The sequence below is a fragment of the Pseudomonas sp. Irchel 3H7 genome (genome assembly GCF_900187605.1).
Lineage (GTDB): Bacteria > Pseudomonadota > Gammaproteobacteria > Pseudomonadales > Pseudomonadaceae > Aquipseudomonas.
This window is the reverse complement of sequence record NZ_FYEA01000013.1, coordinates 89,150-112,092: the sequence shown is the minus strand read 5'-3', so window position 1 is coordinate 112,092 and position 22,943 is coordinate 89,150. Positions and strand designations below refer to the sequence as shown.

General features: G+C 59.7%; 23 protein-coding genes. 13 read left to right on the top strand and 10 right to left on the bottom strand.

Going from position 1 to position 22,943, the window contains the following annotated elements; all coding sequences use genetic code 11:
- Window positions 1-11: 11 nt before the first annotated feature.
- The 3 genes from thiE (at window position 12) to CKW38_RS23840 (ending at window position 2,714) form a co-directional block, all read left to right on the top strand.
- On the top strand, window positions 12-635 hold the full coding sequence (gene thiE, locus CKW38_RS23850; RefSeq protein WP_095114032.1) for a thiamine phosphate synthase: 624 nt from the start codon (window positions 12-14) through the stop codon (window positions 633-635).
- A gap of 15 nt (window positions 636-650) precedes the next feature.
- Entirely contained in the window at window positions 651-1,934 is a 1,284-nt protein-coding gene (gene hemL / locus CKW38_RS23845) for a glutamate-1-semialdehyde 2,1-aminomutase (protein WP_095114031.1), read from the top strand.
- 225 nt (window positions 1,935-2,159) lie between these two features.
- Window positions 2,160-2,714, top strand: a complete 555-nt coding sequence (locus tag CKW38_RS23840) for a tetratricopeptide repeat protein (RefSeq protein WP_003228518.1) — start codon at window positions 2,160-2,162, stop codon at window positions 2,712-2,714.
- Window positions 2,715-2,838: 124 nt separating this feature from the next.
- On the opposite strand, the gene CKW38_RS23835 is transcribed toward CKW38_RS23840, so the two are convergent.
- The gene (locus tag CKW38_RS23835; protein ID WP_003185742.1) at window positions 2,839-3,168 is read right to left on the bottom strand and encodes a DUF1820 family protein; all 330 of its coding nucleotides are present in this window, start codon (window positions 3,166-3,168) and stop codon (window positions 2,839-2,841) included.
- A 133-nt stretch (window positions 3,169-3,301) separates the two neighbouring features.
- Between CKW38_RS23835 and miaB the strand changes: the two genes are divergently transcribed.
- From miaB to lnt, 5 genes are all read left to right on the top strand, one after another.
- Window positions 3,302-4,630: a tRNA (N6-isopentenyl adenosine(37)-C2)-methylthiotransferase MiaB gene (miaB, locus tag CKW38_RS23830; protein WP_007909647.1), complete on the top strand. Its 1,329-nt coding sequence runs from the start codon at window positions 3,302-3,304 to the stop codon at window positions 4,628-4,630.
- A gap of 177 nt (window positions 4,631-4,807) precedes the next feature.
- Window positions 4,808-5,806 (top strand): PhoH family protein, encoded by a 999-nt coding sequence (locus CKW38_RS23825; RefSeq protein ID WP_042704951.1) that lies wholly within the window; start codon window positions 4,808-4,810, stop codon window positions 5,804-5,806.
- A complete protein-coding gene (gene ybeY, locus CKW38_RS23820; RefSeq protein ID WP_007909643.1) occupies window positions 5,799-6,293 on the top strand; it encodes an rRNA maturation RNase YbeY in 495 nt (164 codons plus the stop codon). The genes CKW38_RS23825 and ybeY overlap by 8 nt, the downstream gene beginning before the upstream one ends.
- Window positions 6,294-6,298: 5 nt before the next feature.
- On the top strand, window positions 6,299-7,138 hold the full coding sequence (locus tag CKW38_RS23815; protein ID WP_007909641.1) for an HlyC/CorC family transporter: 840 nt from the start codon (window positions 6,299-6,301) through the stop codon (window positions 7,136-7,138).
- A gap of 14 nt (window positions 7,139-7,152) precedes the next feature.
- Window positions 7,153-8,676, top strand: coding sequence for an apolipoprotein N-acyltransferase (gene lnt, locus CKW38_RS23810; RefSeq protein ID WP_095114030.1), 1,524 nt, complete (start codon window positions 7,153-7,155; stop codon window positions 8,674-8,676).
- An 87-nt stretch (window positions 8,677-8,763) separates the two neighbouring features.
- On the opposite strand, the gene CKW38_RS23805 is transcribed toward lnt, so the two are convergent.
- Window positions 8,764-9,525 carry a YdcF family protein gene (locus CKW38_RS23805; RefSeq protein WP_095114029.1) on the bottom strand — a complete coding sequence of 254 codons (762 nt, stop codon included), beginning with the start codon at window positions 9,523-9,525 and terminating at the stop codon, window positions 8,764-8,766.
- 104 nt (window positions 9,526-9,629) lie between these two features.
- Entirely contained in the window at window positions 9,630-9,953 is a 324-nt protein-coding gene (locus tag CKW38_RS23800) for a hypothetical protein (RefSeq protein WP_007909621.1), read from the bottom strand.
- Between the two features lie 255 nt (window positions 9,954-10,208).
- Here CKW38_RS23800 and leuS point away from each other — a divergent pair, with 255 nt between their 5' ends.
- The 5 genes from leuS (at window position 10,209) to CKW38_RS23775 (ending at window position 16,308) form a co-directional block, all read left to right on the top strand.
- On the top strand, window positions 10,209-12,815 hold the full coding sequence (leuS, locus tag CKW38_RS23795; protein WP_095114028.1) for a leucine--tRNA ligase: 2,607 nt from the start codon (window positions 10,209-10,211) through the stop codon (window positions 12,813-12,815).
- A gap of 87 nt (window positions 12,816-12,902) precedes the next feature.
- Window positions 12,903-13,508 (top strand): LPS assembly lipoprotein LptE, encoded by a 606-nt coding sequence (gene lptE / locus CKW38_RS23790; protein WP_007909616.1) that lies wholly within the window; start codon window positions 12,903-12,905, stop codon window positions 13,506-13,508.
- A gap of 39 nt (window positions 13,509-13,547) precedes the next feature.
- Window positions 13,548-14,585 carry a DNA polymerase III subunit delta gene (gene holA, locus CKW38_RS23785; protein WP_007909614.1) on the top strand — a complete coding sequence of 346 codons (1,038 nt, stop codon included), beginning with the start codon at window positions 13,548-13,550 and terminating at the stop codon, window positions 14,583-14,585.
- Window positions 14,586-14,760: 175 nt separating this feature from the next.
- Window positions 14,761-14,925, top strand: coding sequence for an alternative ribosome rescue factor ArfA (gene arfA, locus CKW38_RS23780; RefSeq protein ID WP_007909612.1), 165 nt, complete (start codon window positions 14,761-14,763; stop codon window positions 14,923-14,925).
- A 60-nt stretch (window positions 14,926-14,985) separates the two neighbouring features.
- Window positions 14,986-16,308, top strand: a complete 1,323-nt coding sequence (locus CKW38_RS23775; protein WP_007909611.1) for a lytic murein transglycosylase — start codon at window positions 14,986-14,988, stop codon at window positions 16,306-16,308.
- 103 nt (window positions 16,309-16,411) lie between these two features.
- Here the strand turns inward: CKW38_RS23775 and CKW38_RS23770 are convergent, their stop codons facing one another.
- The 7 genes from CKW38_RS23770 to mltB form a co-directional block, all read right to left on the bottom strand.
- On the bottom strand, window positions 16,412-17,359 hold the full coding sequence (locus CKW38_RS23770) for an LD-carboxypeptidase (protein WP_095114027.1): 948 nt from the start codon (window positions 17,357-17,359) through the stop codon (window positions 16,412-16,414).
- Window positions 17,360-17,530: 171 nt separating this feature from the next.
- Entirely contained in the window at window positions 17,531-18,529 is a 999-nt protein-coding gene (gene lipA / locus CKW38_RS23765; RefSeq protein WP_162130178.1) for a lipoyl synthase, read from the bottom strand.
- Between the two features lie 25 nt (window positions 18,530-18,554).
- A complete protein-coding gene (gene lipB / locus CKW38_RS23760; RefSeq protein ID WP_008087909.1) occupies window positions 18,555-19,202 on the bottom strand; it encodes a lipoyl(octanoyl) transferase LipB in 648 nt (215 codons plus the stop codon).
- Window positions 19,202-19,477 (bottom strand): DUF493 domain-containing protein, encoded by a 276-nt coding sequence (locus CKW38_RS23755; protein WP_007909603.1) that lies wholly within the window; start codon window positions 19,475-19,477, stop codon window positions 19,202-19,204. Before CKW38_RS23755 ends, lipB begins: the two co-directional genes overlap by 1 nt.
- 85 nt (window positions 19,478-19,562) lie before the next feature.
- Window positions 19,563-20,720 (bottom strand): D-alanyl-D-alanine carboxypeptidase family protein, encoded by a 1,158-nt coding sequence (locus CKW38_RS23750; protein ID WP_007909601.1) that lies wholly within the window; start codon window positions 20,718-20,720, stop codon window positions 19,563-19,565.
- Window positions 20,721-20,907: 187 nt separating this feature from the next.
- The gene (locus CKW38_RS23745; RefSeq protein ID WP_095114026.1) at window positions 20,908-21,918 is read right to left on the bottom strand and encodes a septal ring lytic transglycosylase RlpA family protein; all 1,011 of its coding nucleotides are present in this window, start codon (window positions 21,916-21,918) and stop codon (window positions 20,908-20,910) included.
- Entirely contained in the window at window positions 21,918-22,928 is a 1,011-nt protein-coding gene (gene mltB, locus CKW38_RS23740) for a lytic murein transglycosylase B (protein WP_007909597.1), read from the bottom strand. The genes CKW38_RS23745 and mltB overlap by 1 nt, the downstream gene beginning before the upstream one ends.
- Window positions 22,929-22,943 lie beyond the last annotated feature (15 nt).

Here is a 22,943-nt window from a genome sequence, read left to right as displayed (position 1 = left end):
AGGTCTGCCCGATGAAACTACGTGGCCTGTATGCCATCACCGACAGCCAACTGCTGGCGGGCAAGTTTCTGTCTTACGTGGAGGCGGCGCTGGAAGGCGGCGTCACCCTGCTGCAATACCGCGACAAGAGCAGCGACGAGGCCCGCCGCTTGCGCGAGGCCGAGGCACTGCGCGATTTGTGCGAGCGCTATAAGACGCAGCTGATCATCAACGATGACGCTGAACTGGCCGCACGCCTCAACGTCGGCGTGCACTTGGGTCAGACCGACGGTCCACTGTCGCCGACCCGCGCCCTGCTCGGTTCGAAAGCGATCATCGGTTCGACCTGCCACGCGCAAATCGCGCTGGCCGAACAAGCGGCCAAAGAAGGCGCGAGTTACGTCGCCTTCGGCCGCTTCTTCAACTCCAACACCAAGCCCGGCGCGCCGACCTGCAGCCTCGATCTGCTGGACGAAGCCAAGCGCACGCTGCATCTGCCGGTCTGCGCGATTGGCGGCATCACCCTCGACAACGCCGCGCCGCTGGTGGCCCATGGAGTCGACTTGCTGGCCGTGGTTCACGGTCTGTTTGGTGCCGAAAGCACCGCCGAAGTGACCCGCCGCGCCCGCGCGTTCAATGAATTACTGAAAGTCTGATTTGAGAGCCCGATCATGTCTCGTTCCGAAACGCTGTTTGCCAATGCCCAGAAACACATTCCCGGAGGCGTGAACTCGCCGGTTCGCGCGTTCAAAAGCGTGGGCGGCACCCCGCTGTTCTTCAAACACGCCGAAGGCGCTTACGTGACCGACGAAGACGACAAGCGTTATGTCGATTACGTCGGCTCGTGGGGTCCGATGATCCTCGGCCACAGCCACCCGGACGTGCTCGACGCGGTGCGCAATCAGCTGCAACACGGCTTGTCGTATGGCGCGCCGACGGCGATGGAAACCGAGATGGCCGACCTGGTCTGCTCGCTGGTGCCCTCGATGGACATGGTGCGCATGGTCAGCTCCGGCACCGAAGCGACCATGAGCGCGATCCGTCTGGCCCGTGGTTACACCGGCCGCGACAGCATCATCAAGTTCGAAGGCTGCTACCACGGTCACTCCGACAGCCTGCTGGTCAAGGCCGGTTCCGGCGCACTGACCCAGGGCGTGCCGAGCTCCGCCGGCGTACCGGCAGCATTCGCCAAACACACCCTGACCCTGCCGTTCAACGACATCGACGCGGTTGAAAAGATGCTCGCTGAAGTTGGCAAGGACGTGGCGTGCATCATCGTTGAACCGGTGGCCGGCAACATGAACTGCGTGCCGCCAGCGCCAGGTTTCCTCGAAGGTCTGCGTTCACTGTGCGACAAGCATGGCGTAGTGCTGATTTTCGACGAAGTGATGACTGGTTTCCGCGTTGCCCTCGGCGGTGCCCAGGCGTACTACGGGGTCAATCCTGACTTGACCACTTTCGGCAAGATCATCGGCGGCGGCATGCCGGTCGGCTGCTTCGGCGGCAAGCGTGAAATCATGGAACGCATCGCGCCGTTGGGTCCGGTGTATCAGGCCGGTACGCTGTCGGGTAACCCGCTGGCCATGGCCGCCGGTTTGACCACGCTGCGTTTGATCAGTCGTCCAGGCTTTCACGCCGAGTTGACCGACTACACCACGCGTCTGCTCGACGGTCTGCAACAACGCGCCGATGCCACGGGCATTCCGTTCGTGACCACTCAGGCCGGCGGCATGTTCGGTCTGTACTTCAGCGGCGCCGATGACATCGTCACCTTTGAAGACGTGATGGCCAGCGACGCTGCCCTGTTCGGTCGCTTCTTCCACCTGATGCTGGAAGGTGGCGTTTACCTGGCACCGAGCGCCTTCGAAGCCGGTTTCACCTCGATCGCCCACGGTGAAGCCGAGTTGCAACTGACGCTGGACGCTGCCGAGCGCGCCTTCGCCGCACTGAAATAATCGCACTGCCGCTGACGTTGGCTATCGCCAGCGTCAGCATTCACCTACATCCGCGCTGTTTTTCCGATGCTCCTGCTAAAAATCTCCCCTAAAGTGGGCGATATATTCCCCGTGCAGCAGAAAAACGAGTAAAGACTTTGTAAGGTTGGCCCTGCTTATTTCATAATGCGCGCTTATTGGATCCCTCGATGGGTCCGCGTGCCCTTCAGAGGTAAGTCGATTCCCATGAACCGCACCGGCCGCACCCTTGCCTTGGGCTGCCTGTTGCTCCTTCAGCCCCTGCTCGCGCATGCACAAGCAGGCGGCAACTCGTTGTTGATCCCGGCGATGGGTCGTTGCACCCTCAATACTCAGCCGCAAGACGTCACGCAGGCACTGGCCGCCTGCCAGAAAGCGGCGGACGAAGGGGATGCGCAAGCGCAATACGAGTTGGGTGAGTTCTACTACGACGGCAAGAATGCGCCGCGCGACCTCAATCAAGCCCTGAGCTACTTCGAAAAGGCCTCGCTGCAAGGCCACGCTCAGGCACAGTTCAAACTCGGCACGATGTTCTTCCACGGTGAAGGCGTGCAAGCCAACAACATTCAGGCGTATATCGTGCTGAAGATGGCGGCGGTCAACGGCGCTGAAGATGCGCTGGACACGGCCGACGAAGTCTCCGAAAAAATGTCCCGCGAAGACCTTGAGACTGCCACTCAGGTGCTTGGGCAAATTTTCCGTAAATACCTGATGGAACTGCAGAGCGCCGATGGGCGTACGCCGTTCTCGCCTCTTCCCTGACCGCCGATAGTTCCCACGCTCTGCGTGGGAACTCATCCCGTTACGCTCCACGTCACCGACGCAGAGCGTCGAAGGCGGCATTCCCACGCAGAGCGTGGGAACGATCAAAAATCCAGATCCGGTTTTACTTCTCAGGCATCGGCATCGGGAACGGCATCACGTTGCCGACCGCGCCACGTGCTTCGCTGATTTTCGGGGTACCCAGACGCTCAACCTCGTCGATGCGCACAATCGAATGCATCGGCACAAAGCTGCGCACCACGCCTTCGAACTGCGCCTTGAGCTTTTCTTCGCTCGGATCGACGACCACTTGCGTGCGCTCGCCAAAGACGAACTCTTCCACTTCCAGAAAACCCCACAGATCACTTTGATAGATCTGCTTGGCGTACATTTCGAACACCTGGCCCTGGTTGAGGAAAATCACCTTATAGATTGGAGCTTCGCGTTTGGTCATGGCGGGGGGATAACATCGGGGATAAAAATGAGGGCGCAAACTATAGCATAGCCTCCGGACGCACAGCGGTAGGAACCTGCGGGCTTGTTCCCTATAATGCCGGGTTCTTTGAATCACGTGACGACACTAATCCATGGCCAAGAAGCTTTACATCGAAACCCACGGTTGCCAGATGAACGAGTACGACAGCTCGCGCATGGTCGATCTGCTGGGTGAACATCAGGCCCTGGAAGTCACCGCTCGCGCGGAGGACGCCGACGTGATTCTGCTCAACACCTGCTCGATCCGCGAGCGCGCCCAGGATCGCGTGTATTCGCAGCTCGGCCGCTGGCGCGAACTGAAACTGGCCAACCCGGAGATGGTGATCGCCGTTGGCGGTTGCGTGGCCAGTCAGGAAGGCGCAGCGATTCGTGATCGCGCCCCATACGTCGATGTCGTGTTCGGCCCGCAGACGCTGCACCGCCTGCCGGAAATGATCGACGCCGCGCGCATCACCAAGCTGCCGCAAGTCGACGTGTCGTTCCCGGAAATCGAAAAATTCGACCACTTGCCCGAGCCGCGCATCGATGGCCCGAGCGCTTATGTGTCGGTGATGGAAGGCTGCAGCAAGTACTGCACGTTCTGCGTGGTGCCTTATACCCGCGGCGAAGAAGTCAGCCGGCCGTTCGATGACGTGATCGCCGAAGTCATCCACCTCGCCGAAAACGGTGTGCGTGAAGTGACGCTGCTCGGGCAGAACGTCAACGGCTATCGCGGCACCACCCATGACGGGCGCCTGGCGGATCTCGCTGAGCTGATTCGCGTTGTCGCCGCCATCGACGGCATCGACCGCATCCGCTACACCACTTCGCACCCGCTGGAATTCTCCGACAGCCTGATTCAGGCCCACGCTGACGTGCCGGAACTGGTGAAACACCTGCATTTGCCGGTGCAATCGGGCTCCGACCGGATTCTCGCGGCAATGAAGCGCAACCACACCGCGCTTGAGTACAAATCCAAGCTGCGCAAACTGCGCGCCGCTGTGCCGGGAATCTGCATCAGCTCGGACTTCATCGTCGGTTTCCCCGGCGAGACCGAGAAAGATTTCGAACAGACCATGAAGCTGATTGCCGACGTCGGTTTCGACTTCTCTTATTCCTTCGTTTATAGCCAGCGCCCGGGCACGCCGGCGGCCGATCTGGCCGACGAGACCCCGGAAGAGCTGAAGAAGGAACGCCTGAACGCGCTGCAACATCGCCTGAATCAGCAAGGCTTCGAGATCAGCCGACAAATGGTCGGTTCGATCCAGCGCATTCTGGTCACCGATTACTCGAAGAAAGACCCTGGCGAGCTGCAAGGGCGCACCGAGAATAATCGTATCGTCAACTTCCGCTGCGACAATCCAACCCTGATCGGTCAGTTCGCCGACGTGCACATCGACGCGGCACAGCCGCACTCGCTGCGCGGCTCGCTGATCCAATAAATGCAAAAGATCGCAGCCTTCGGCAGCTCCTACAGGGGAATGTAATCCATGTAGGAGCTGCCGAAGGCTGCGATCTTGACGGTCTCGACGCCGAGAATATTTAAGAGCTTTCGCACCCAGGCCTCTGGCGTTATCCTTGATTTCATCTTAATTGCCCCAGGGCGGCTAAATACGACCTTGAACGCTCCCATAGAACCACATCGTTTTATCCTCGAGCCCTTTGAGGCTCGCCGCTTCGCCAATCTGTGCGGGCAATTCGACGAGCATTTGCGCTTGATCGAACAGCGCCTGACCATCGAGATCCGCAACCGCGGAAACCAGTTCGAGCTGATCGGCGACCCCAAACACACCACGTCTGCGGAAAATCTGATTCGTCGCCTGTACCGGGAAACCAAAGGTTCAGAGCTGTCGCCAGATACGGTTCACCTGTTCCTGCAGGAATCAGCCGTGGTCGAGCTGGACAATCACGCCCCCGCCGAAGCCTCCGTCGCCCTGCGCACCAAGAAAGGCATGATTCGCCCGCGCGGCTTGAATCAGTTGCGCTACGTGAAGGAAATTCTCGGTAACGACATCAACTTCGGCATCGGCCCCGCCGGTACCGGCAAGACCTATCTGGCCGTGGCGTGCGCTGTCGATGCCCTGGAGCGCGAGCAGATCCGCCGCATCCTGCTGGTGCGTCCGGCGGTTGAAGCGGGTGAAAAACTCGGCTTCCTGCCCGGCGACCTGTCGCAGAAGATCGACCCGTACCTGCGCCCGCTCTACGACGCGCTCTACGAGATGCTCGGCTTCGAATACGTGGCCAAGTTGATCGAACGTCAGGTCATAGAAGTGGCGCCACTGGCCTATATGCGCGGCCGCACGCTGAACAACAGCTTCATCATTCTCGACGAAAGCCAGAACACCACCGTCGAACAGATGAAGATGTTCCTGACCCGAATCGGCTTCGGCTCTACAGCAGTCATCACCGGTGACATCACCCAGGTCGACCTGCCGAAAGGCACCAAGTCGGGTCTGCACCACGTGATTGAAGTGCTCAAAGACGTTCCGGGCATCAGCTTCACGCACTTCCAGCCTAAAGACGTCGTGCGCCATCCTTTGGTCCAGCGGATCGTCGAAGCCTACGAGCGCTTCGAAAACCGTGATGACGCCCCCAAGGACACTTCGCGAAATGCTTGAGCTAGACCTGCAAATCGCGACTGAAGCGAGCGCGCCGAGTGAAGCCGACTTCCGCCTGTGGTGCGAACTGGCCCTGCGCCAGCGCACCGCCGACTCGGAAATGACCATTCGTCTGGTCGACGAGGAAGAAGGTCGCGAGCTCAATCACACCTGGCGTCACAAGGATTACGCGACCAACGTCCTGTCGTTCCCGGCGGAAGTACCCGACGAGTTTCTCGATATCCCGTTGCTCGGCGATCTGGTGATCTGCGTGGCCGTGGTCGAGCGTGAAGCCGCCGAACAAGGCAAGGAACTAAAGGCCCACTGGGCACATCTGGTCATTCACGGCTGCTTGCATCTACTGGGTTACGACCATATAGATGACGAGGAAGCCGAAGAAATGGAAGCACTGGAACGCGAGTTGCTTGCCGAATTGGGCTATCCCGATCCGTACGCGGACGACGAACCCGAAACATCCCCTATCGTTACAACAAAGGATTCAGAGTAATCGCTATGAGCGAAGATCGATCGAGCAACGGGCAGAAGTCATGGCTGGGCAAACTGACCCAGGCTTTTGCCCACGAGCCGAAGAACCGTCAGGAGCTGCTTGAGCTACTGCGTGATGCACATCAGAACAAACTGCTGGACAGCGAAGCGCTGGCCATCGTCGAAGGTGCCATTCAGGTGGCTGACCTGCAAGTACGCGACATCATGGTGCCGCGCTCGCAGATGATCAGCATCAAGGCGACCCAGACACCGCGTGAATTTCTCCCGGCCGTGGTCGACTCGGCCCACTCGCGCTATCCGGTCATTGGTGAAAGCCATGACGACGTGATGGGCGTGCTGCTGGCCAAGGATCTGCTGCCGCTGATCCTCAAGGAGAACGGCGACAGCTTCAACATCAAGGATCTGCTGCGCCCGGCCACCTTCGTGCCGGAATCCAAGCGTCTGAACGTGTTGCTGCGAGAATTCCGCGCCAACCACAATCATATGGCCATCGTCATCGACGAATACGGTGGTGTGGCCGGCCTGGTAACGATTGAAGACGTGCTGGAACAGATCGTTGGCGACATCGAAGACGAGCACGACGTCGAAGAAGACAGCTATATCAAGCCACTGCCCAGCGGTGACTTCCTGATCAAGGCCCTAACCCCGATCGAGAACTTCAACGAGTTCTTCGACAGCGAGTTCTCCGATGACGAATTCGACACCGTCGGCGGTCTGGTGATGAGCGCGTTCGGGCACTTGCCAAAACGCAACGAAATCACTGAAATCGGCGCCTATCGTTTCCGCATCCTGAACGCCGACAGCCGTCGGATTCATTTGCTGCGACTGACGCCAATTGCTCGTTAATCCTAAGGACTGAAATGCGCTGGACAACCCGCCCCGGCTGGCCCGGTAACCTGCTGGCCGTGGCGGCCGGTGCAATCACCACCTTCGCTCTGGCACCTTTCAACATCTGGCCGCTGGCTTTGCTGGCGGTCGGCTTGTTCTATGCCGGTTTGCGCGAGCTGAGCCCGCGTCAGGCGCTGGGCCGAGGCTGGTGTTTCGGTTTCGGCCTGTTCGGCGCCGGTACCAGCTGGATCTATTACAGCATTCATCATTTCGGCGGCGCTTCGGTGCTGCTGGCCGGGTTCCTGATGCTGCTGTTTACGGCGGCGATTGCCTGGTTCTTCGCCCTGCCCGCCTGGTTATGGGCGCGCTGGTTGCGCCGTAACGAGGCGCCGGTGGCCGATGCCTTGGCATTTGCTGCATTGTGGGTCGGCCAGGAAGCATTTCGTGGTTGGTTCCTCACCGGTTTCCCGTGGCTGTACTCAGGTTACAGCCAGCTCGACGGCCCATTGTCCGGACTCGCGCCAGTCGGTGGCATGTGGCTGGTGTCGTTCGTACTGGCGTTGACTGCGGCGCTGATTTACAACGCGCCGCGTCTGTTGCAAACCGGCCGCAAAGGTTTTGTCGTTGCCGGTCTGGTGCTGCTGGCTGGCCCTTGGGTGGCCGGCATTGCGCTCAAGGGCCATGCCTGGACAAGTCCGTCCGGCGCGCCGCTGAGTGTTGCCGCGATTCAAGGCAACGTCGCACAAAGCATGAAATGGGACCCGGCCGAGCTCAACGCGCAGCTGGCCCTGTACCGCGATTTGAGTTTCCGTTCGAAACCGGTGGACCTGCTGATCTGGCCGGAAACCGCCGTGCCCGTGCTCAAGGAGTCCGCCGAGGGCTACCTGAACATGATGGGCACCTTCGCCGCCGAGCGTAAATCGGCGCTGATCACCGGCGTACCGATTCGCGAAACCGTTCGTCATGAAAAACGCTTCTTCAACGGTATTACCGTGGTCGGCGAAGGCGACGGTACTTATCTGAAACAGAAACTGGTGCCCTTCGGCGAATACGTGCCACTGCAGGATGTATTGCGCGGGCTGATCGCCTTCTTCGACCTGCCAATGTCCGACTTTGCCCGTGGCCCGGCGGATCAGGCACTGTTGCAGGCCAAGGGTTATCAGATCGCACCGTTTATCTGCTACGAAGTGGTGTATCCGGAGTTTGCCGCCAGCCTGTCGGCGCGCAGTGATCTGCTGCTGACGATCAGCAACGACACCTGGTTCGGCACCTCGATCGGCCCGCTGCAACATCTGCAGATGGCGCAGATGCGCGCACTTGAGGCCGGGCGCTGGATGATCCGCGCGACCAACAACGGCGTGACCGGGTTGATCAATCCGTTCGGTCAGATCACCGAGCAGATTCCGCAGTTTGAACAGGGCATTCTGTACGGCGAAGTGGTGCCGATGCATAACCTGACGCCGTACCTGCAATGGCGTTCGTGGCCGCTGATCATCCTGTGCGTGCTGTTGTTTGGCTGGGCACTGATGGCCAGCCGGATGTCGAAAACCCTTTAAAGCAAAAGATCGCAGCCTGCGGCAGCTCCTACAGGGAAAACGCAAATCCCAATGTAGGAGCTGCCGCAGGCTGCGATCTTTTGATCTTCAGCGATAAAACAACGAATACCCCACCTGCCCCACCGCTTCATTCAACAGTTGCCCGCTCTGCCAGATCGACTTGAACTCCGGAAGCCAGCCACCAAACGGTCTTGCGTTATCCGTGCCCAAAAAGCCCACCGGCGCCGGCACCACTTCAAATCCTGCCTGTTCAAAACTCCAGACTGATCGCGGCATGTGCCAAGCCTGCGTCACCACAACCACGCGCTTGATCCCCTGCGGCAATAGAATGTCAGCGCTGAACTTGGCGTTTTCCCACGTCGTACGACTCTCGCCTTCCTGCCAACGCACCATCACGCCAAAATCGTCGCGCAATGAATCCGACATCAGTTTCGCCTCGGTCGGCGGTGTACCGTAATGCAAGCCACCCGTGGTCAGAATCGGCAAACCGGACGCTTTCGCCAGCCGCGCCGCGTAACGTTGACGCTCAAGCCCCACGCCGGTCGGCTGATCCTCACCCCAGGCCAGATCGCCGCGCTCGCGCCCGGAACCCAGCACCACAATCGCGTCCGCGCGCTGCGCCAGCGTCGCCCATTCTTCACGTGCCAGCGGCGGCTCGCGCTCCAGCGCTTTGGCGCCCCATTGCACGACGACAGGCAGGCTCATGAGCCACAACCCGCCAAAACCAAGGGCAAAACACACGCCAGCCAGTCGCGGCCGTGAGCGGCGTAACCACCACGCAGCCAGCAACAGCAGCAAAAGAATGCCGGGCGGCAATAAAAGTTGTTTGATGAAATAACGAAAGGGCATCGAGCATCTCCAGAGATGCCCGAAGCCTAAGAGTGTTAATAAAGCGTTACAACCAATAGGTGGGATCCTGTTGAAAAAGATCCGGTTCTTGACCTGCCATGCGCTTACTTGGCCTGCAAAGCACGTACTTTGACGGTGTCTCTGCCGGGCGCCTTGTCCTTGAGCCAGATGACCTTGGCCGAATGTGCTGCATCGAGCTGCTTCACTGCCTGTGACAGGCATCCATGCGATTCACGTTCACTACGATCCAGATAGGCCTTGACCAGTTTGAACTCGGCGGGGCTCAAGCCACGCAATTCCAGTTCCAGGGGGCGCTCGTCGCGCAGCCGGTCAGCGGTTTTTACAGCGTCCAGGGCCATCCCCAGACGATCGATCAACCTTTCGTACAACTCGGGTTTCGTCACGTTTTTTTGCCGTTGCTCCACCATCCCTCACCTCATTGAAGATAAGACTCACTCCCCAGTTAGAGCTTAGCTTCGCTGCACAAACCGGCTGCACGCCGCGACCAACGGCCCTCGCCAAGGATTGACCGGGCCAAACTGCTGTAATCAGGGTTTCCCTAGGCCAAGCGCGGTCATGTATGCTACGGCGCTTCCTGTAATTCCACTTCCAGCTCGTCCGGGCCAACCCCGGAACCTGCGTTGAAGAGGATTAGGCCACCCCTATCCAGTACAAAAGTAGCCATGCACGAACAATATCAGCCCCGTGAAATCGAAGCCGCCGCCCAGTCGTTCTGGGACGAGCAAAAGTCCTTTGAAGTCAGTGAACAGCCAGGCAAGGAAACTTACTACTGCCTGTCGATGTTCCCTTACCCCAGCGGCAAGCTGCACATGGGGCACGTGCGCAACTACACCATCGGCGACGTGATCTCCCGCTACCAGCGCATGCTTGGCAAAAACGTTCTGCAACCAATGGGTTGGGACGCGTTCGGCATGCCGGCGGAAAACGCCGCGATGAAGAACAACGTCGCCCCGGCCAAGTGGACCTACGAAAACATCGCCTACATGAAAACCCAGCTGCGCAGCCTGGGTCTGGCGGTCGACTGGTCGCGCGAAGTCACCACTTGCAAACCGGATTACTACCGCTGGGAACAATGGCTGTTCACTCGCCTGTTCGAAAAAGGTGTGATCTACCGTAAAAACGGCACCGTGAACTGGGACCCGATCGACCAGACCGTTCTGGCCAACGAGCAGGTAATCGACGGTCGCGGCTGGCGTTCCGGCGCGCTGATCGAAAAGCGCGAAATCCCGATGTACTACTTCAAGATCACCGCTTACGCGGATGAGCTGCTGGAGAGCCTCGACGAACTGACTGGCTGGCCTGAACAGGTCAAGACCATGCAGCGCAACTGGATCGGCAAATCCCGTGGCATGGAAGTGCAGTTCCCGTACAACGTCGACTCGATCGGCGAAGCCGGTACCCTCAAAGTCTTCACCACCCGTCCGGACACCCTGATGGGCGCGACCTATGTCGCCGTGGCTGCCGAGCACCCACTGGCCACCCTGGCCGCGAAAAACAACTCCGAGCTGCAAGCGTTCATCGCTGAATGCAAGGGCGGCAGCGTGGCTGAAGCCGACGTCGCCACTCAAGAGAAAAAAGGCCTGCCGACCGGCCTGTTCGTCGAGCACCCACTGACCGGTGAAAAACTCCCGGTGTGGGTCGCCAACTATGTGCTGATGCACTACGGCGACGGCGCGGTCATGGCAGTACCGGCGCACGACGAGCGCGATTTCGAATTCGCCCACAAGTACAACCTGCCGGTTAAATCGGTCGTACGTACCAGCTCCGGCGACAGCAACCCGGCCCCGTGGCAAGACGCCTACGGCGAGCACGGCACGCTGATCAACTCCGGTGAGTTCGACGGTCTCGACTTCGCGGGCGCGTTCGACGCCATGGAAGTCGCCCTGATCAAGAAAGAACTGGGCGCCTCGCGCACTCAGTTCCGCCTGCGCGACTGGGGCATCAGCCGTCAGCGCTACTGGGGCTGCCCGATCCCGATCATCCACTGCGATGCCTGCGGTGACGTGCCGGTGCCGGAAGATCAACTGCCTGTCGTCCTGCCGGAAGACGTGGTGCCGGACGGCGCCGGTTCGCCGCTGGCACGCATGCCTGAGTTTTACGAGTGCAGTTGCCCGAAATGCGGCCAGCCTGCCAAGCGCGAAACCGACACCATGGACACCTTCGTCGAGTCGTCGTGGTACTACGCCCGTTACGCCTCGCCGCACTTTGAAGGCGGCCTGGTGGAAAAATCCGCAGCCGATCACTGGCTGCCGGTCGATCAGTACATCGGCGGTATCGAACACGCGATTCTGCACCTGCTCTACGCGCGCTTCTTCCACAAACTGATGCGTGACGAAGGTCTGGTCAGCTCCAACGAGCCGTTCAAGAACCTGCTGACCCAAGGCATGGTGATCGCCGAAACCTACTACCGTCGCGAAGCCAATGGTGCTTACACCTGGTTCAACCCGGCGGACGTAGAACTCGAGCGCGACAGCAAAGCCAAGGTCATCAGCGCCAAACTGAAATCCGACGGTCTGCCGGTGGAAATCGGTGGCACCGAGAAAATGGCCAAGTCAAAAAACAACGGCGTCGACCCACAGTCGATGATCGATCAGTTCGGCGCCGATACCTGCCGCCTGTTCATGATGTTCGCGTCGCCGCCAGACATGAGCGCCGAGTGGTCCGATTCCGGCGTTGAAGGCTCGCACCGCTTCCTCAAGCGCGTCTGGCGTCTGGCGCAAGCCCACGTGACACAGGGCTTGCCGGGCAAACTGGACATCGCCAGCCTGAACGACGAACAAAAAGCCGTTCGCCGCGCGATCCATCTGGCCATCAAGCAGGCCAGCCACGACGTCGGCCAGAACCACAAATTCAACACCGCCATCGCTCAGGTGATGACGCTGATGAACGTGCTGGAAAAAGCCGCACAAGGCACCGAGCAGGATCGCGCGCTGATTCACGAAGGCCTGGAAGCCGTGACGCTGTTGCTCGCACCGATCACGCCGCACATCAGCCACAACCTGTGGAATCAACTGGGTCACGCCGACGCAGTGATCGACGCCGGTTGGCCAGCAGTGGACGAAAGCGCCTTGGTGCAAGACAGCCTGACCCTGGTTATCCAGGTCAACGGCAAGCTGCGTGGCCAGATCGACATGCCAGCCAGCGCAACCCGTGAAGAAGTGGAAGCGGCAGCACGCGCCAACGAAAACGTACTGCGTTTCGTCGACGGTCTGACCATTCGTAAAGTGATCGTAGTGCCCGGGAAACTGGTCAATATCGTCGCCAGCTAATTGGATCGGGCGTCAGGTTCGCCTGGCGCCAAGTAAAACCTTTCGGGCCGCTCGATCGGCCCACCTGGTTTCAAGGGGAGCAACACAATGATCAAACGCAATCTGCTGGTGATGGGCCTCGCCGTTCTCTTGAGCGCCTGCGGTTTCCAGCTGCGCGGCACCGGCACCAACGAGCTGTCAATCAAGGAACTTGATTTGAGCGCCCGCAACGCCTACGGCGAGACGGTCACGCAACTGCGTCAGGTGCTGGAGTCGAGCGGCGTCAAGGTTTACAGCGGCGCTCCGTACAAGCTGTTCCTGGCTGACGAGCAGGAAAGCCAGCGCATCCTCAGCTACGCCGGTGCCGGCCGTACGGGCGAATATCAGGTCAATACAGTCCTGAACTACGAGATCCGTGGCGACAAGAACCTGCAACTGCTGAGCGACAAGCTGGAAGTGCAGAAAGTGTTCATTCACGACGGTAACAACCTCGTGGGCTCCGATCAGGAAGCCAACGACGCCCGCCGCGAAACCCGCCGCGAACTGGTTCAGCGCATGATGCTGCGTCTGCAGCAACTGACGCCGGGCCAACTGCAACAACTGCAGCAAGCGGCCAATGATCGCGCCAAGGCAGAAGCCGATGCACTGCAAGCGGCGCAAAAGGCTGAAGCGGAAACCCCGCGTCAGTCGCCGCTCGAAATACCGCAGCAGTAAGACGTTCGGGGCGCTCAGGCGCCCCGTTCGACCTTTCTTATGAAGCTCGCTCCCGCCCAACTCGGTAAACACCTGCAAGGTGCTCTCGGCCCCGTCTACATCATCAGCGGCGATGACCCGCTGTTGTGTCAGGAAGCCGCCGACGCCATCCGCAGTGCTGCGCGCCAGCAAGGTTTCGACGAACGCCAGGTCTTTGCCGCCGACGCCAATTTCGATTGGGGCACGTTGTTGCAGGCCGGCGCCAGCATGTCGTTGTTCGCAGAAAAGCGTCTGCTGGAACTGCGCCTGCCTTCGGGCAAGCCTGGTGACAAGGGCGCTGCCGCACTCATCGAATATTGCTCGCGTCCGGCTGAAGACACTGTGCTGCTGATCAGCTTGCCCAAACTCGATGGCAGCGCGCAGAAGACCAAGTGGGGCAAGGCGCTGGTTGAAGGCCAACAGACCCAGTTCATTCAGATCTGGCCGGTGGATGCCAATCAGCTGCCGAACTGGATTCGTCAGCGCTTGTCTCAGGCCGGATTGTCGGCCAGCCAGGACGCGGTCGAATTGATTGCTGCACGTGTCGAGGGCAACTTGCTCGCTGCCGCGCAGGAAATCGAAAAGCTCAAATTGATGGCCGAGGGTGGCCAGATCACAGTCGAAACCGTGCAGGCCGCTGTGGCGGACAGTGCACGTTTTGACGTGTTCGGTTTGACCGACGCCGTGCTCAACGGCGAGCCGGCCCATGCCTTGCGCATGCTGGAAGGCTTGCGTGGTGAGGGTGTCGAGCCACCGGTGATTCTCTGGGCACTGGCGCGGGAGTTGCGTCTGCTGGCCAATATCTCGTTGCAGTACAGCCAGGGCACGCCGCTGGACAAGTGCTTCAGTCAGGCGAAACCGCCGGTCTGGGACAAGCGCAAACCGTTGATGAGCAAAGCCCTGCAACGCTACTCGGCACAACGCTGGGCGCAGTTGTTGCTTGAGGCTCAGCGTATTGACGCGCAGATCAAGGGCCAAGCTGCCGGGTCGCCGTGGATGAGCTTGAGTCGTCTGGCTCTATTGATGGCTGGCCAGCGACTTTCACTGCCTGCCGAATAAGATCAAAAGATCGCAACCTTCGGCAGCTCCTACACAAATCCCTGTAGGAGCTGCGGCACGCTGCAATCTTTTGATCTTGTTTCCTACAATGCACGCCTGCATTTGCACTATAGACAGATGCCCAACATCGGCAGATTATTTCCCCCGCAAAACCCACTCACTCGAGAGAACCCTCATGAGCAAAAAGCCATCGAAACATGGCCCCAACAAGGCCAAATCCATTGTCGCCCAACCCCTGTTCCGCAGCCGCCAGGAACGACCAATCAAGGGTAAAGGCAGCTACCGCCGCGAAGCCTTCCAGTCTGACAGCTGGGAGGCTTCTTACTTTCTGGCCGCTTAAAGCGCAGTACCCCCCGGTCATGTTAAGGTCTGCACCTGATTCGTTTTCCTGGAACTGTGCATGCCCCTAAGTCTTTCCCGTCGTTGGCCTGTTCGCCAACTGATCGCTGCCTCCAGCTTCATTCTGCTTGTCGCTTGTGCGGAAAAACCGACCGCAGCCGATGCGCAACCTCTTCAAGCCGCTCCTGTCGCCACGGCCCCAGCGATCATCCCGCCGGTAGTGCCGTCCGCCGACCCTCTCGATCTGCAGCCAACGCAGACCTTTGCCGAATGGCAGGCGAGCTTTCGCAAAGATGCCCTGGCCGCCGGGATTCGTGCCGAGCTGTTTGATCAGGCGTTTGCCAATGTCAGCTTCGACGCCAGTGTGATTCGTGCCGATCGCAGTCAGCCGGAGTTCTCCCGCCCGGTGTGGGAATACCTCGACGGCGCCCTGTCGCCACTGCGTGTGCGTAAAGGCCAGGCACTGATCAGTCAGTACGCCGATATTCTGCAAAGCATCGAACAGCGATATGGCGTCGACCGCCAGGCGCTAGTGTCGGTGTGGGGCATGGAAAGCAACTTCGGCCAGTTTCAGGGCAGCAAGTCGGTGATCAACTCGCTGGCCACCCTCGCCTACGAAGGCCGCCGCCCGGGCTTTGCTCATGCACAGCTGATCGCCGCCCTGCAGATCCTGCAACAAGGCGATATCACGCCGGAGAAGATGCTCGGTTCCTGGGCTGGCGCGATGGGTCAGACCCAGTTCATTCCGACCACCTACAACACTCATGCCGTGGACTTCGACGGTGACGGTCGCCGCGATATCTGGGGCAGCCCTGCTGACGCACTGGCATCGACCGCGCACTACCTGCAAAGCTCCGGCTGGCAGCGTGGTCAGCCGTGGGGGTTTGAAGTGCAGTTGCCGAGCAGCTTCAACTACACACTGGCTGATGGTGCGATTCGCAAGAGCGTCGCCGAATGGCGTCAGTTGGGCGTGACTCTGCCGAATGGCGGTCAGGTGCCAGCAGGTTCTGAACAGCTTTCTGCCGCACTGCTGCTGCCGGCTGGTTATCGTGGGCCGGCGTTCCTGATCCTCGACAACTTCCGCGCGATCCTCAAGTACAACAACTCCTCGTCGTACGCGCTGGCAGTGAGCCTGTTGTCCGAGCGTTTCAGCGGTGGCGGTTTGATCAACGGCAGTTGGCCGAAAGATGACCTGCCGCTGAGCCGCACCGAGCGTATGGAATTGCAGACATTGCTGAGCGCTCGCAATTACGATGCCGGCACAGCGGACGGGATCATCGGCGCCAATACGCGCAAAGCGATTCGCAGTGCCCAGCAGTCGTTTGGCTGGCCAGCGGATGGGTATCCGACGCACAAGTTGCTGGAAAGCCTGCGCAACCAATAAAGTAAAAATCAAAAGATCGCAGCCTTCGGCAGCTCCTACAGGGCAAATATCAATCCCCTGTAAGAGCTGCCGAAGGCTGCGATCTTTTTGCTTCACCCACACACTATCGGGTGACGACATCCTGCTCCAGCATCAACTCCTGCTTCCCCGCATCCAGCCGCACCAGCGCGCCCATTGGCAACGTCAGGTTCGGATCGCAATGCCCGCTGCGCCACCCCGACAACACCGGAATTCGTAAAAGCTCGAACGTCTGCTTGAGCAGGCGGTTCAGCGCTGCGACATCCACGCCGGCAATGTCCCCGACCAACACCCCCCGCAACTTCGCCAACTTGCCGGCCAGGCGCATCTGGGTCAGCAAGCGATCAATGCGATACAGCGGCTCGTTGATGTCCTCGATCAGCAGAATTACCCCCTCGACATCGATTTCGTAAGGCGTACCCAACGTCGCAGCGATCATCGCCAGATTACCGCCGAGCAATCGGCCGTGCGCGATACCAGGCTCGACAGTGGTCAACGGATACGCCACCGGATGGCTGAACACACTCCCCGCCTTCAATTGCCCACGCAGCATGGCGAAGAACGAAGTAACGGTCGGCGGCTCCTTGTCACCCAACAGGTCGGCGTTGAGCAGTGGCCCGTGAAAGGTCACAAATCCTGCGTATCGACTGATAGCCAGGTGCAGCGCGGTGATATCGCTGTAGCCGACGAACGGCTTGGCGTTGCGGCTCAGCAGGTCATAGTCGATGCGGTCGAGCAAGCGCGGCGTACCGTAACCGCCGCGCAGGCAAATGATCGCATCGACCTCGGGATCAGCGAACGCTGCGTGCAGGTCACGCAGGCGTATATCGTCACTGCCGGCCAGATAGCCGTCCTTTTCATAAACACCGGGAAACACCTTCAGCCCATAACCACGGGCGCGCATCCATTGCAGCGCTTTCTCGGTGTCCAGAGCTCCGGGGCCCGCCGGCGCAATCACGCCGATCAACCCTTCCGAGGGCAGTGCAGGCACGGCTCTGTGTGGGCAAAGAGTATGGGTCGGTCGAACGGTCATCCTTGGATCTCCCTGTGAGTCATGCACACACAGTAGTCAGGAACGGCGGCAAACAGAAGAGGGTCGGCCACGCCGCAGGTTGCAGGAAAAATCAGCATCGAATGTAAGACGGGCAAAAAAATGCCCGCCGGGCGTTAAACCTCGGCGGGCAGTTTTTCATTCAGCGCCGGATCAGGAACCCAGCAGCTCAGCCTTGACCAACTTCGCTTGCTCGTCGGCATGGTACGAAGATCGTACCAGCGGGCCCGAGGCAACGTTCTTGAAGCCCATCTTGTAACCTTCCTCGGCGAACCAGGCGAAGGTGTCCGGGTGCACGAAACGCTGCACCGGCAAGTGGCTGCGCGACGGCTGCAGGTACTGGCCCAGGGTCAGCATGTCGATGTCGTGTTCGCGCATGCGTTTCATGACTTCGATGACTTCGTCGTCGGTCTCGCCCAGACCCAGCATCAGGCCGGATTTGGTCGGAATGTGCGGCATCATCTGTTTGAAGCGTTGCAGCAGGGTCAGCGACCACTGGTAATCCGAACCTGGACGCGCGGCCTTGTACAGACGTGGCACGGTTTCCAGGTTGTGGTTGAACACATCCGGCGGCTCGGCGGCGGTGATTTCCAGGGCGACGTCCATGCGACCACGGTAGTCTGGAACCAGGGTTTCCAGCTGTACGTTCGGCGACAGTTTGCGGATTTCGCGGATGCAGTCGGCAAAGTGCTGGGCACCGCCGTCACGCAGGTCGTCGCGGTCAACCGAGGTGATCACCACGTACTTGAGTTTAAGGTCAGCGATGGCGATGGCCAGGCTTTCCGGCTCGTTGACGTCCAGTGGCTTCGGACGACCGTGGCCAACGTCGCAGAACGGGCAGCGACGGGTGCAGATGTCACCCATGATCATGAAGGTCGCGGTGCCGCCGGAGAAGCACTCGCCGAGGTTCGGGCAGGACGCTTCTTCGCAAACACTGTGCAGCTTGTGTTTGCGCAGCAGGCTCTTGATCCGGTCGACTTCCGGGGAAACCGGGATGCGCACACGAATCCAGTCAGGTTTCTTCGGCAGCTCGGTGGTCGGAATGATCTTTACCGGAATGCGTGCAACCTTCTCGGCGCCGCGCAGCTTGACGCCGGCTTCTACCTTGGGACGCGGGGCCGGGCGCTCGGTCACGTCGAGCGTCGGGATCATGGTTTGCACTGCATCAGTAGTCATATCAGTCGATTCCGCCCGTCAGGGTCGTCTGCTCAGCATAGTCGAGGTGTTTGACGAGCTGCGCACGCAGCCGGGCACTTACCTCGGCAAATTCAATCGATCCTGCGTGGTCGCTCAGCTGGGTCATCGCCAGCCCGGCGTAGCCGCAGGGATTAATCCGTCGAAACGGTTCCAGGTTCATATCCACGTTCAGGGCCAGGCCATGAAAGGAACAACCGTGGCGAATCCGCAAACCCAGAGAAGCGATTTTCGCCCCGTCGACGTACACGCCGGGAGCGTCTGGCTTGGCCGCTGCGGTTACCCCGTAACTGGCCAGCAGTTCGATCAGGCAAAGCTCCATGCGGCTGACCAGATCACGCACGCCGAAACCCAGCTTGCGTACATCCAGCAGCAGGTAGGCCACCAACTGGCCGGGACCATGATAAGTCACCTGCCCGCCGCGATCGACCTGCACTACCGGGATATCGCCCGGTAGCAACAGGTGTTCGGCCTTGCCGGCCTGGCCCTGAGTGAACACCGGCGGGTGTTCGACGAGCCAGATTTCGTCGGCGGCATCGCTGCCGCGTTCGTTGGTAAAACGTTGCATGGCATGCCAGACCGGCTCGTAAGCCATCTGGCCGAGCTCACGAAAGCCCAGCGTGCCCGGCATCACAACACCATGTGCACGAAGCCGGTCGCCCGCAGTTCGCTGTTGATGTTGTACAGCTGATCCTGATCGGTCGCGACGATGTGCAACTGAATGGTGGTGTATTTGCCGTTGGTGCTTTGACGCTCGTCGATGCGTTCATCATTGATGGTCGCGTGTTTCTTGACGATGTCGATGATCTTGTCTTTGTTGCCAACGCCGGTATCGCTGATCACCTTAACGGGATAATCAACCTGGGGAAATTCGATCTTTGGCGCCTTTACTTCGGTATCGGTCATGGCGTAACGGCCTCTAGAGCGCAAGCCGTGGTAACGCACATGGCCCCGCACCGGATCGGGGCGGGGCCATGCAGGTCAACACAAATCAGTTGAACAAGCCGTAGAAGAATAGACGGATGCTATCCCACATGCGGCGGAAGATACCACCCTCCTCGACGCCATCCAGAGCGATCAGGTCGGCGCTGTGCACGACCTTGTCTTCCAGTTTGACTTCGACTTTACCGATCACGTCGCCCTTGGCGATTGGCGCGGTCAGTTGCGGGTTCATGGTCATGCTCGCAGCGAGCTTCTTCAGCTGGCCTTTTGGCAGGGTCATGGTCAGGTCTTCAGCCAGGCCGGCCTTGACTTGATTGGTGGTGCCTTTCCACACCGGGGCCTGAGCCAGTTCGGTGCCCTTCTGATAGAAGGTCTGGGTTTCGAAGAAGCGGAAGCCGTAAGTCAGCAGCTTCTGGGTTTCAGCGGCGCGAGCCACTTCGCTGTTGGTGCCGAACACCACGGCGATCAGGCGCTGGCCGTCACGTACAGCCGAGGACACCATGCAGTAGCCGGCTTCATCGGTGTGACCGGTTTTCAGACCGTCGACGGTCTTGTCGCGCCACAGCAGCAGGTTGCGGTTAGGCTGCTTGATGCCGTTCCAGAAGAACTCTTTCTGCGAGTAGATCGCATAGTGAGCCGGGTCTTCGTGGATGATCGCACGGGCCAGGATCGCCATGTCGTGAGCCGACGAGTAGTGCTCAGGGTTTGGCAGACCGGTCGGGTTCATGAAGTGGGAATTGGTCATGCCCAGATCAGCGACTGTCTTGTTCATCAGGTCGGCGAACGCGTCTTCGCTGCCGGCGATGTGCTCGGACAGCGCGACGCTGGCGTCGTTGCCGGACTGGATGATGATGCCGTGCAGCAGGTCGCTGACAGTGACCTGCGAGCCGACTTTGATGAACATCCGCGAACCGCCGGTACGCCAGGCGTTTTCGCTGACGGTCACCGGATCGTTTTCACCGATCTGGCCACGACGGATTTCCAGGGTCGCGATGTACGCGGTCATCAGCTTGGTCAGGCTGGCCGGTGGCAGACGCTGGTCGCCATTGTTCTCGACCAGCACGTTGCCGCTGCTGGCATCCATCAGGACGTAGGCTTTGGCGGCCAGTTGCGGTGGCGACGGCATCATCTCGGCCGCGAAGGCGGCTGGCGAGAGGAGCAGCGGGACTAGCAGACACAGGCGTTTGGCAAAGGTGGTGATGTTCATCCGTCTCTCGAAATCGCTAATGGAAACTGTCCTTGCGGACAAAATTTAATCAGATGACTTTCTAACGAGCCATCGCGTGTTCAGTTGCTCACTCCAGTCACCCTTGCCGGGCTTTTGTTCTTCGACGAGCCAACAACCTGGTTCACCCCCCAATACTGCAAGTGAACCGTCAATCAAGTTCTACGTATTACTCGGTGACCACACTTGGCGAACCAAGGTTGGCCAGGCGCACGCTGTTCTGCACCTGGGCAATTTCACCCGGCGAGCCGATCGGCCCCAGTCGCACCCTGTGCAGGGTCTGCTGATTGCGCACGATCGAACTGATGAACACCGGAGCGCTCACCATCCCGCTGAGCTTCGACCTCAGGAGTTCTGCAGCGTCCGGGTTGGCGAACGCGCCCACCTGCAGATACTGGCCAGTTGCTGTTGCAGAAGCGTTTTTTTTTGCACTCATCGGCACGGGGACGGTGTCGGAGGCATGTTGCTGCGGCGGTGGCGTCCATTGCTCGACGGTGCCAGCCGAAGCCGTGATCACCGGAGCGCTGTTCTGCGCGACCTGTGGCTCGTTGAGCATCAACGGTGCCGGACGGCCCTTGGCGGCCCAGTATTGCTGCGGATCGATGCCTTCAACCTTGACGCGCGCAGTACCGGTTTCGGCGTAACCGAGTTTTTTCGCGGCGGCGTACGACAAGTCGATGATGCGATCGGAATAGAACGGCCCACGGTCGTTGACGCGCAGGATCACCGTGCGGTTGTTGTCCAGGTTGGTCACCCGAACGTAACTTGGCAGTGGCAATGTCTTGTGCGCGGCACTCATGCCGTACAGGTCGTAAACCTCGCCATTGGCGGTGTTCTGGCCGTGAAACTTGGTGCCATACCAGGACGCCGTGCCGGAGGCGACGTAGGTCTTGGATTCCTGCAACGGGAAGTAGGTTTTGCCCAGTACGGTGTACGGGTTGGCCTTGTACGGACCGGTGTGCAGGGTTGGTGTGGCATCAGGAATGCGCGAAACATCGACGTCCCACCACGGCGCGCCATCTTTGTGCGCGCGGTTGATATCCAGACCCGGCTGCGCTCGCACAGCGGTATTGGAGGTTTTCGGCGTCGGGGAACGGCTGGTCGTGCAACTGGCGACCAATACCGCCAACACAGCGAATGCCACCAGCTTCAGGGGTTTATTGTTAGGCAATGCCCGCATTACTTGACGCCCCGTGCTTGTACCAGCTGTTCAGACAGTTGATGTACGGCCATGGCGTACATCACGCTGCGGTTATAACGCGTGATCGCGTAGAAATTCTTCAGGCCCATCCAGTATTCAGGGCCGTTGTCGCCTTCGAGGCGAAATGCAGTCACCGGCATATCATCGCGCAGCGCATCATGACTTGACCAGCCCAGCACCCGCAACTCTCCAACGGTTTTCGTCGGTTCGATGCCGGTGGTCAGGCCTTCATCAACCTGCTCGCCACGCACATCGGCACGGCTGACTACCGGCTCACCGGCAACCCAGCCATGACGTTTGAAATAGCTCGCTACGCTGCCAATCGCATCATCCGGGTTGTTCCAGATATTGATGTGGCCGTCACCGTCGAAATCCACCGCATACGCACGAAAGCTGCTCGGCATGAACTGCGGCAGGCCCATGGCCCCGGCGTACGAGCCTTTGAGGGTCAATGGATCGACCTGTTCTTCACGCGCCAGCAGCAGGAACTCACGCAGTTCCTTGCGGAAAAATTCGGCACGGGGAGGATAGTCGAAACCGAGCGTCGACAAGGCATCGATCACCCGGTAATTACCGGTATTACGTCCGAAAAAGGTTTCAACGCCGATGATCGACACGATGACTTGTGCCGGTACGCCGTATTCCTGCTCGGCACGGGCCAGCGTGGCCTCATGCTGACGCCAGAAATCCACACCACGGGCGATACGCGCGTCGGTGATGAACATCGGGCGGTATTCTTTCCACTGCTTCACGCGCTCGGCAGGTCTGGAAATGGCGTCGAGAATCGCCTGTTTACGCTGAGCCTCGCGGAACACCGCCATCAATTGCTCACCGGCGAAACCATAGTCGCGGGTCATTTCACCGACGAACTCGGCCACCTGAGGCGAGCCTTCGTATTCGCCAGCCAGCGCTTCCTGCACACTGCCCAGCAGGCCCATCAGGCCAACCAGCGGCGCGCATCGAGTCGCCCAGCCACGCATTACTTGCATTGAACTCTTCACCTT

Excerpts from the sequence above, each read along its gene's own strand:
- thiE (WP_095114032.1), top strand. The coding sequence starts at position 12 with ATGAAACTACGTGGCCTGTATGCCATCACCGACAGCCAACTGCTGGCG.
- hemL (WP_095114031.1), top strand. The coding sequence starts at position 651 with ATGTCTCGTTCCGAAACGCTGTTTGCCAATGCCCAGAAACACATTCCC.
- CKW38_RS23840 (WP_003228518.1), top strand. The coding sequence starts at position 2,160 with ATGAACCGCACCGGCCGCACCCTTGCCTTGGGCTGCCTGTTGCTCCTT.
- CKW38_RS23835 (WP_003185742.1), bottom strand. The coding sequence starts at position 3,168 with ATGACCAAACGCGAAGCTCCAATCTATAAGGTGATTTTCCTCAACCAG.
- miaB (WP_007909647.1), top strand. The coding sequence starts at position 3,302 with ATGGCCAAGAAGCTTTACATCGAAACCCACGGTTGCCAGATGAACGAG.
- ybeY (WP_007909643.1), top strand. The coding sequence starts at position 5,799 with ATGCTTGAGCTAGACCTGCAAATCGCGACTGAAGCGAGCGCGCCGAGT.
- CKW38_RS23815 (WP_007909641.1), top strand. The coding sequence starts at position 6,299 with ATGAGCGAAGATCGATCGAGCAACGGGCAGAAGTCATGGCTGGGCAAA.
- lnt (WP_095114030.1), top strand. The coding sequence starts at position 7,153 with ATGCGCTGGACAACCCGCCCCGGCTGGCCCGGTAACCTGCTGGCCGTG.
- CKW38_RS23805 (WP_095114029.1), bottom strand. The coding sequence starts at position 9,525 with ATGCCCTTTCGTTATTTCATCAAACAACTTTTATTGCCGCCCGGCATT.
- CKW38_RS23800 (WP_007909621.1), bottom strand. The coding sequence starts at position 9,953 with ATGGTGGAGCAACGGCAAAAAAACGTGACGAAACCCGAGTTGTACGAA.
- leuS (WP_095114028.1), top strand. The coding sequence starts at position 10,209 with ATGCACGAACAATATCAGCCCCGTGAAATCGAAGCCGCCGCCCAGTCG.
- lptE (WP_007909616.1), top strand. The coding sequence starts at position 12,903 with ATGATCAAACGCAATCTGCTGGTGATGGGCCTCGCCGTTCTCTTGAGC.
- holA (WP_007909614.1), top strand. The coding sequence starts at position 13,548 with ATGAAGCTCGCTCCCGCCCAACTCGGTAAACACCTGCAAGGTGCTCTC.
- arfA (WP_007909612.1), top strand. The coding sequence starts at position 14,761 with ATGAGCAAAAAGCCATCGAAACATGGCCCCAACAAGGCCAAATCCATT.
- CKW38_RS23775 (WP_007909611.1), top strand. The coding sequence starts at position 14,986 with ATGCCCCTAAGTCTTTCCCGTCGTTGGCCTGTTCGCCAACTGATCGCT.
- CKW38_RS23770 (WP_095114027.1), bottom strand. The coding sequence starts at position 17,359 with ATGACCGTTCGACCGACCCATACTCTTTGCCCACACAGAGCCGTGCCT.
- lipA (WP_162130178.1), bottom strand. The coding sequence starts at position 18,529 with ATGATCCCGACGCTCGACGTGACCGAGCGCCCGGCCCCGCGTCCCAAG.
- lipB (WP_008087909.1), bottom strand. The coding sequence starts at position 19,202 with ATGCCGGGCACGCTGGGCTTTCGTGAGCTCGGCCAGATGGCTTACGAG.
- CKW38_RS23755 (WP_007909603.1), bottom strand. The coding sequence starts at position 19,477 with ATGACCGATACCGAAGTAAAGGCGCCAAAGATCGAATTTCCCCAGGTT.
- CKW38_RS23750 (WP_007909601.1), bottom strand. The coding sequence starts at position 20,720 with ATGAACATCACCACCTTTGCCAAACGCCTGTGTCTGCTAGTCCCGCTG.
- CKW38_RS23745 (WP_095114026.1), bottom strand. The coding sequence starts at position 21,918 with ATGCGGGCATTGCCTAACAATAAACCCCTGAAGCTGGTGGCATTCGCT.
- mltB (WP_007909597.1), bottom strand. The coding sequence starts at position 22,928 with ATGCAAGTAATGCGTGGCTGGGCGACTCGATGCGCGCCGCTGGTTGGC.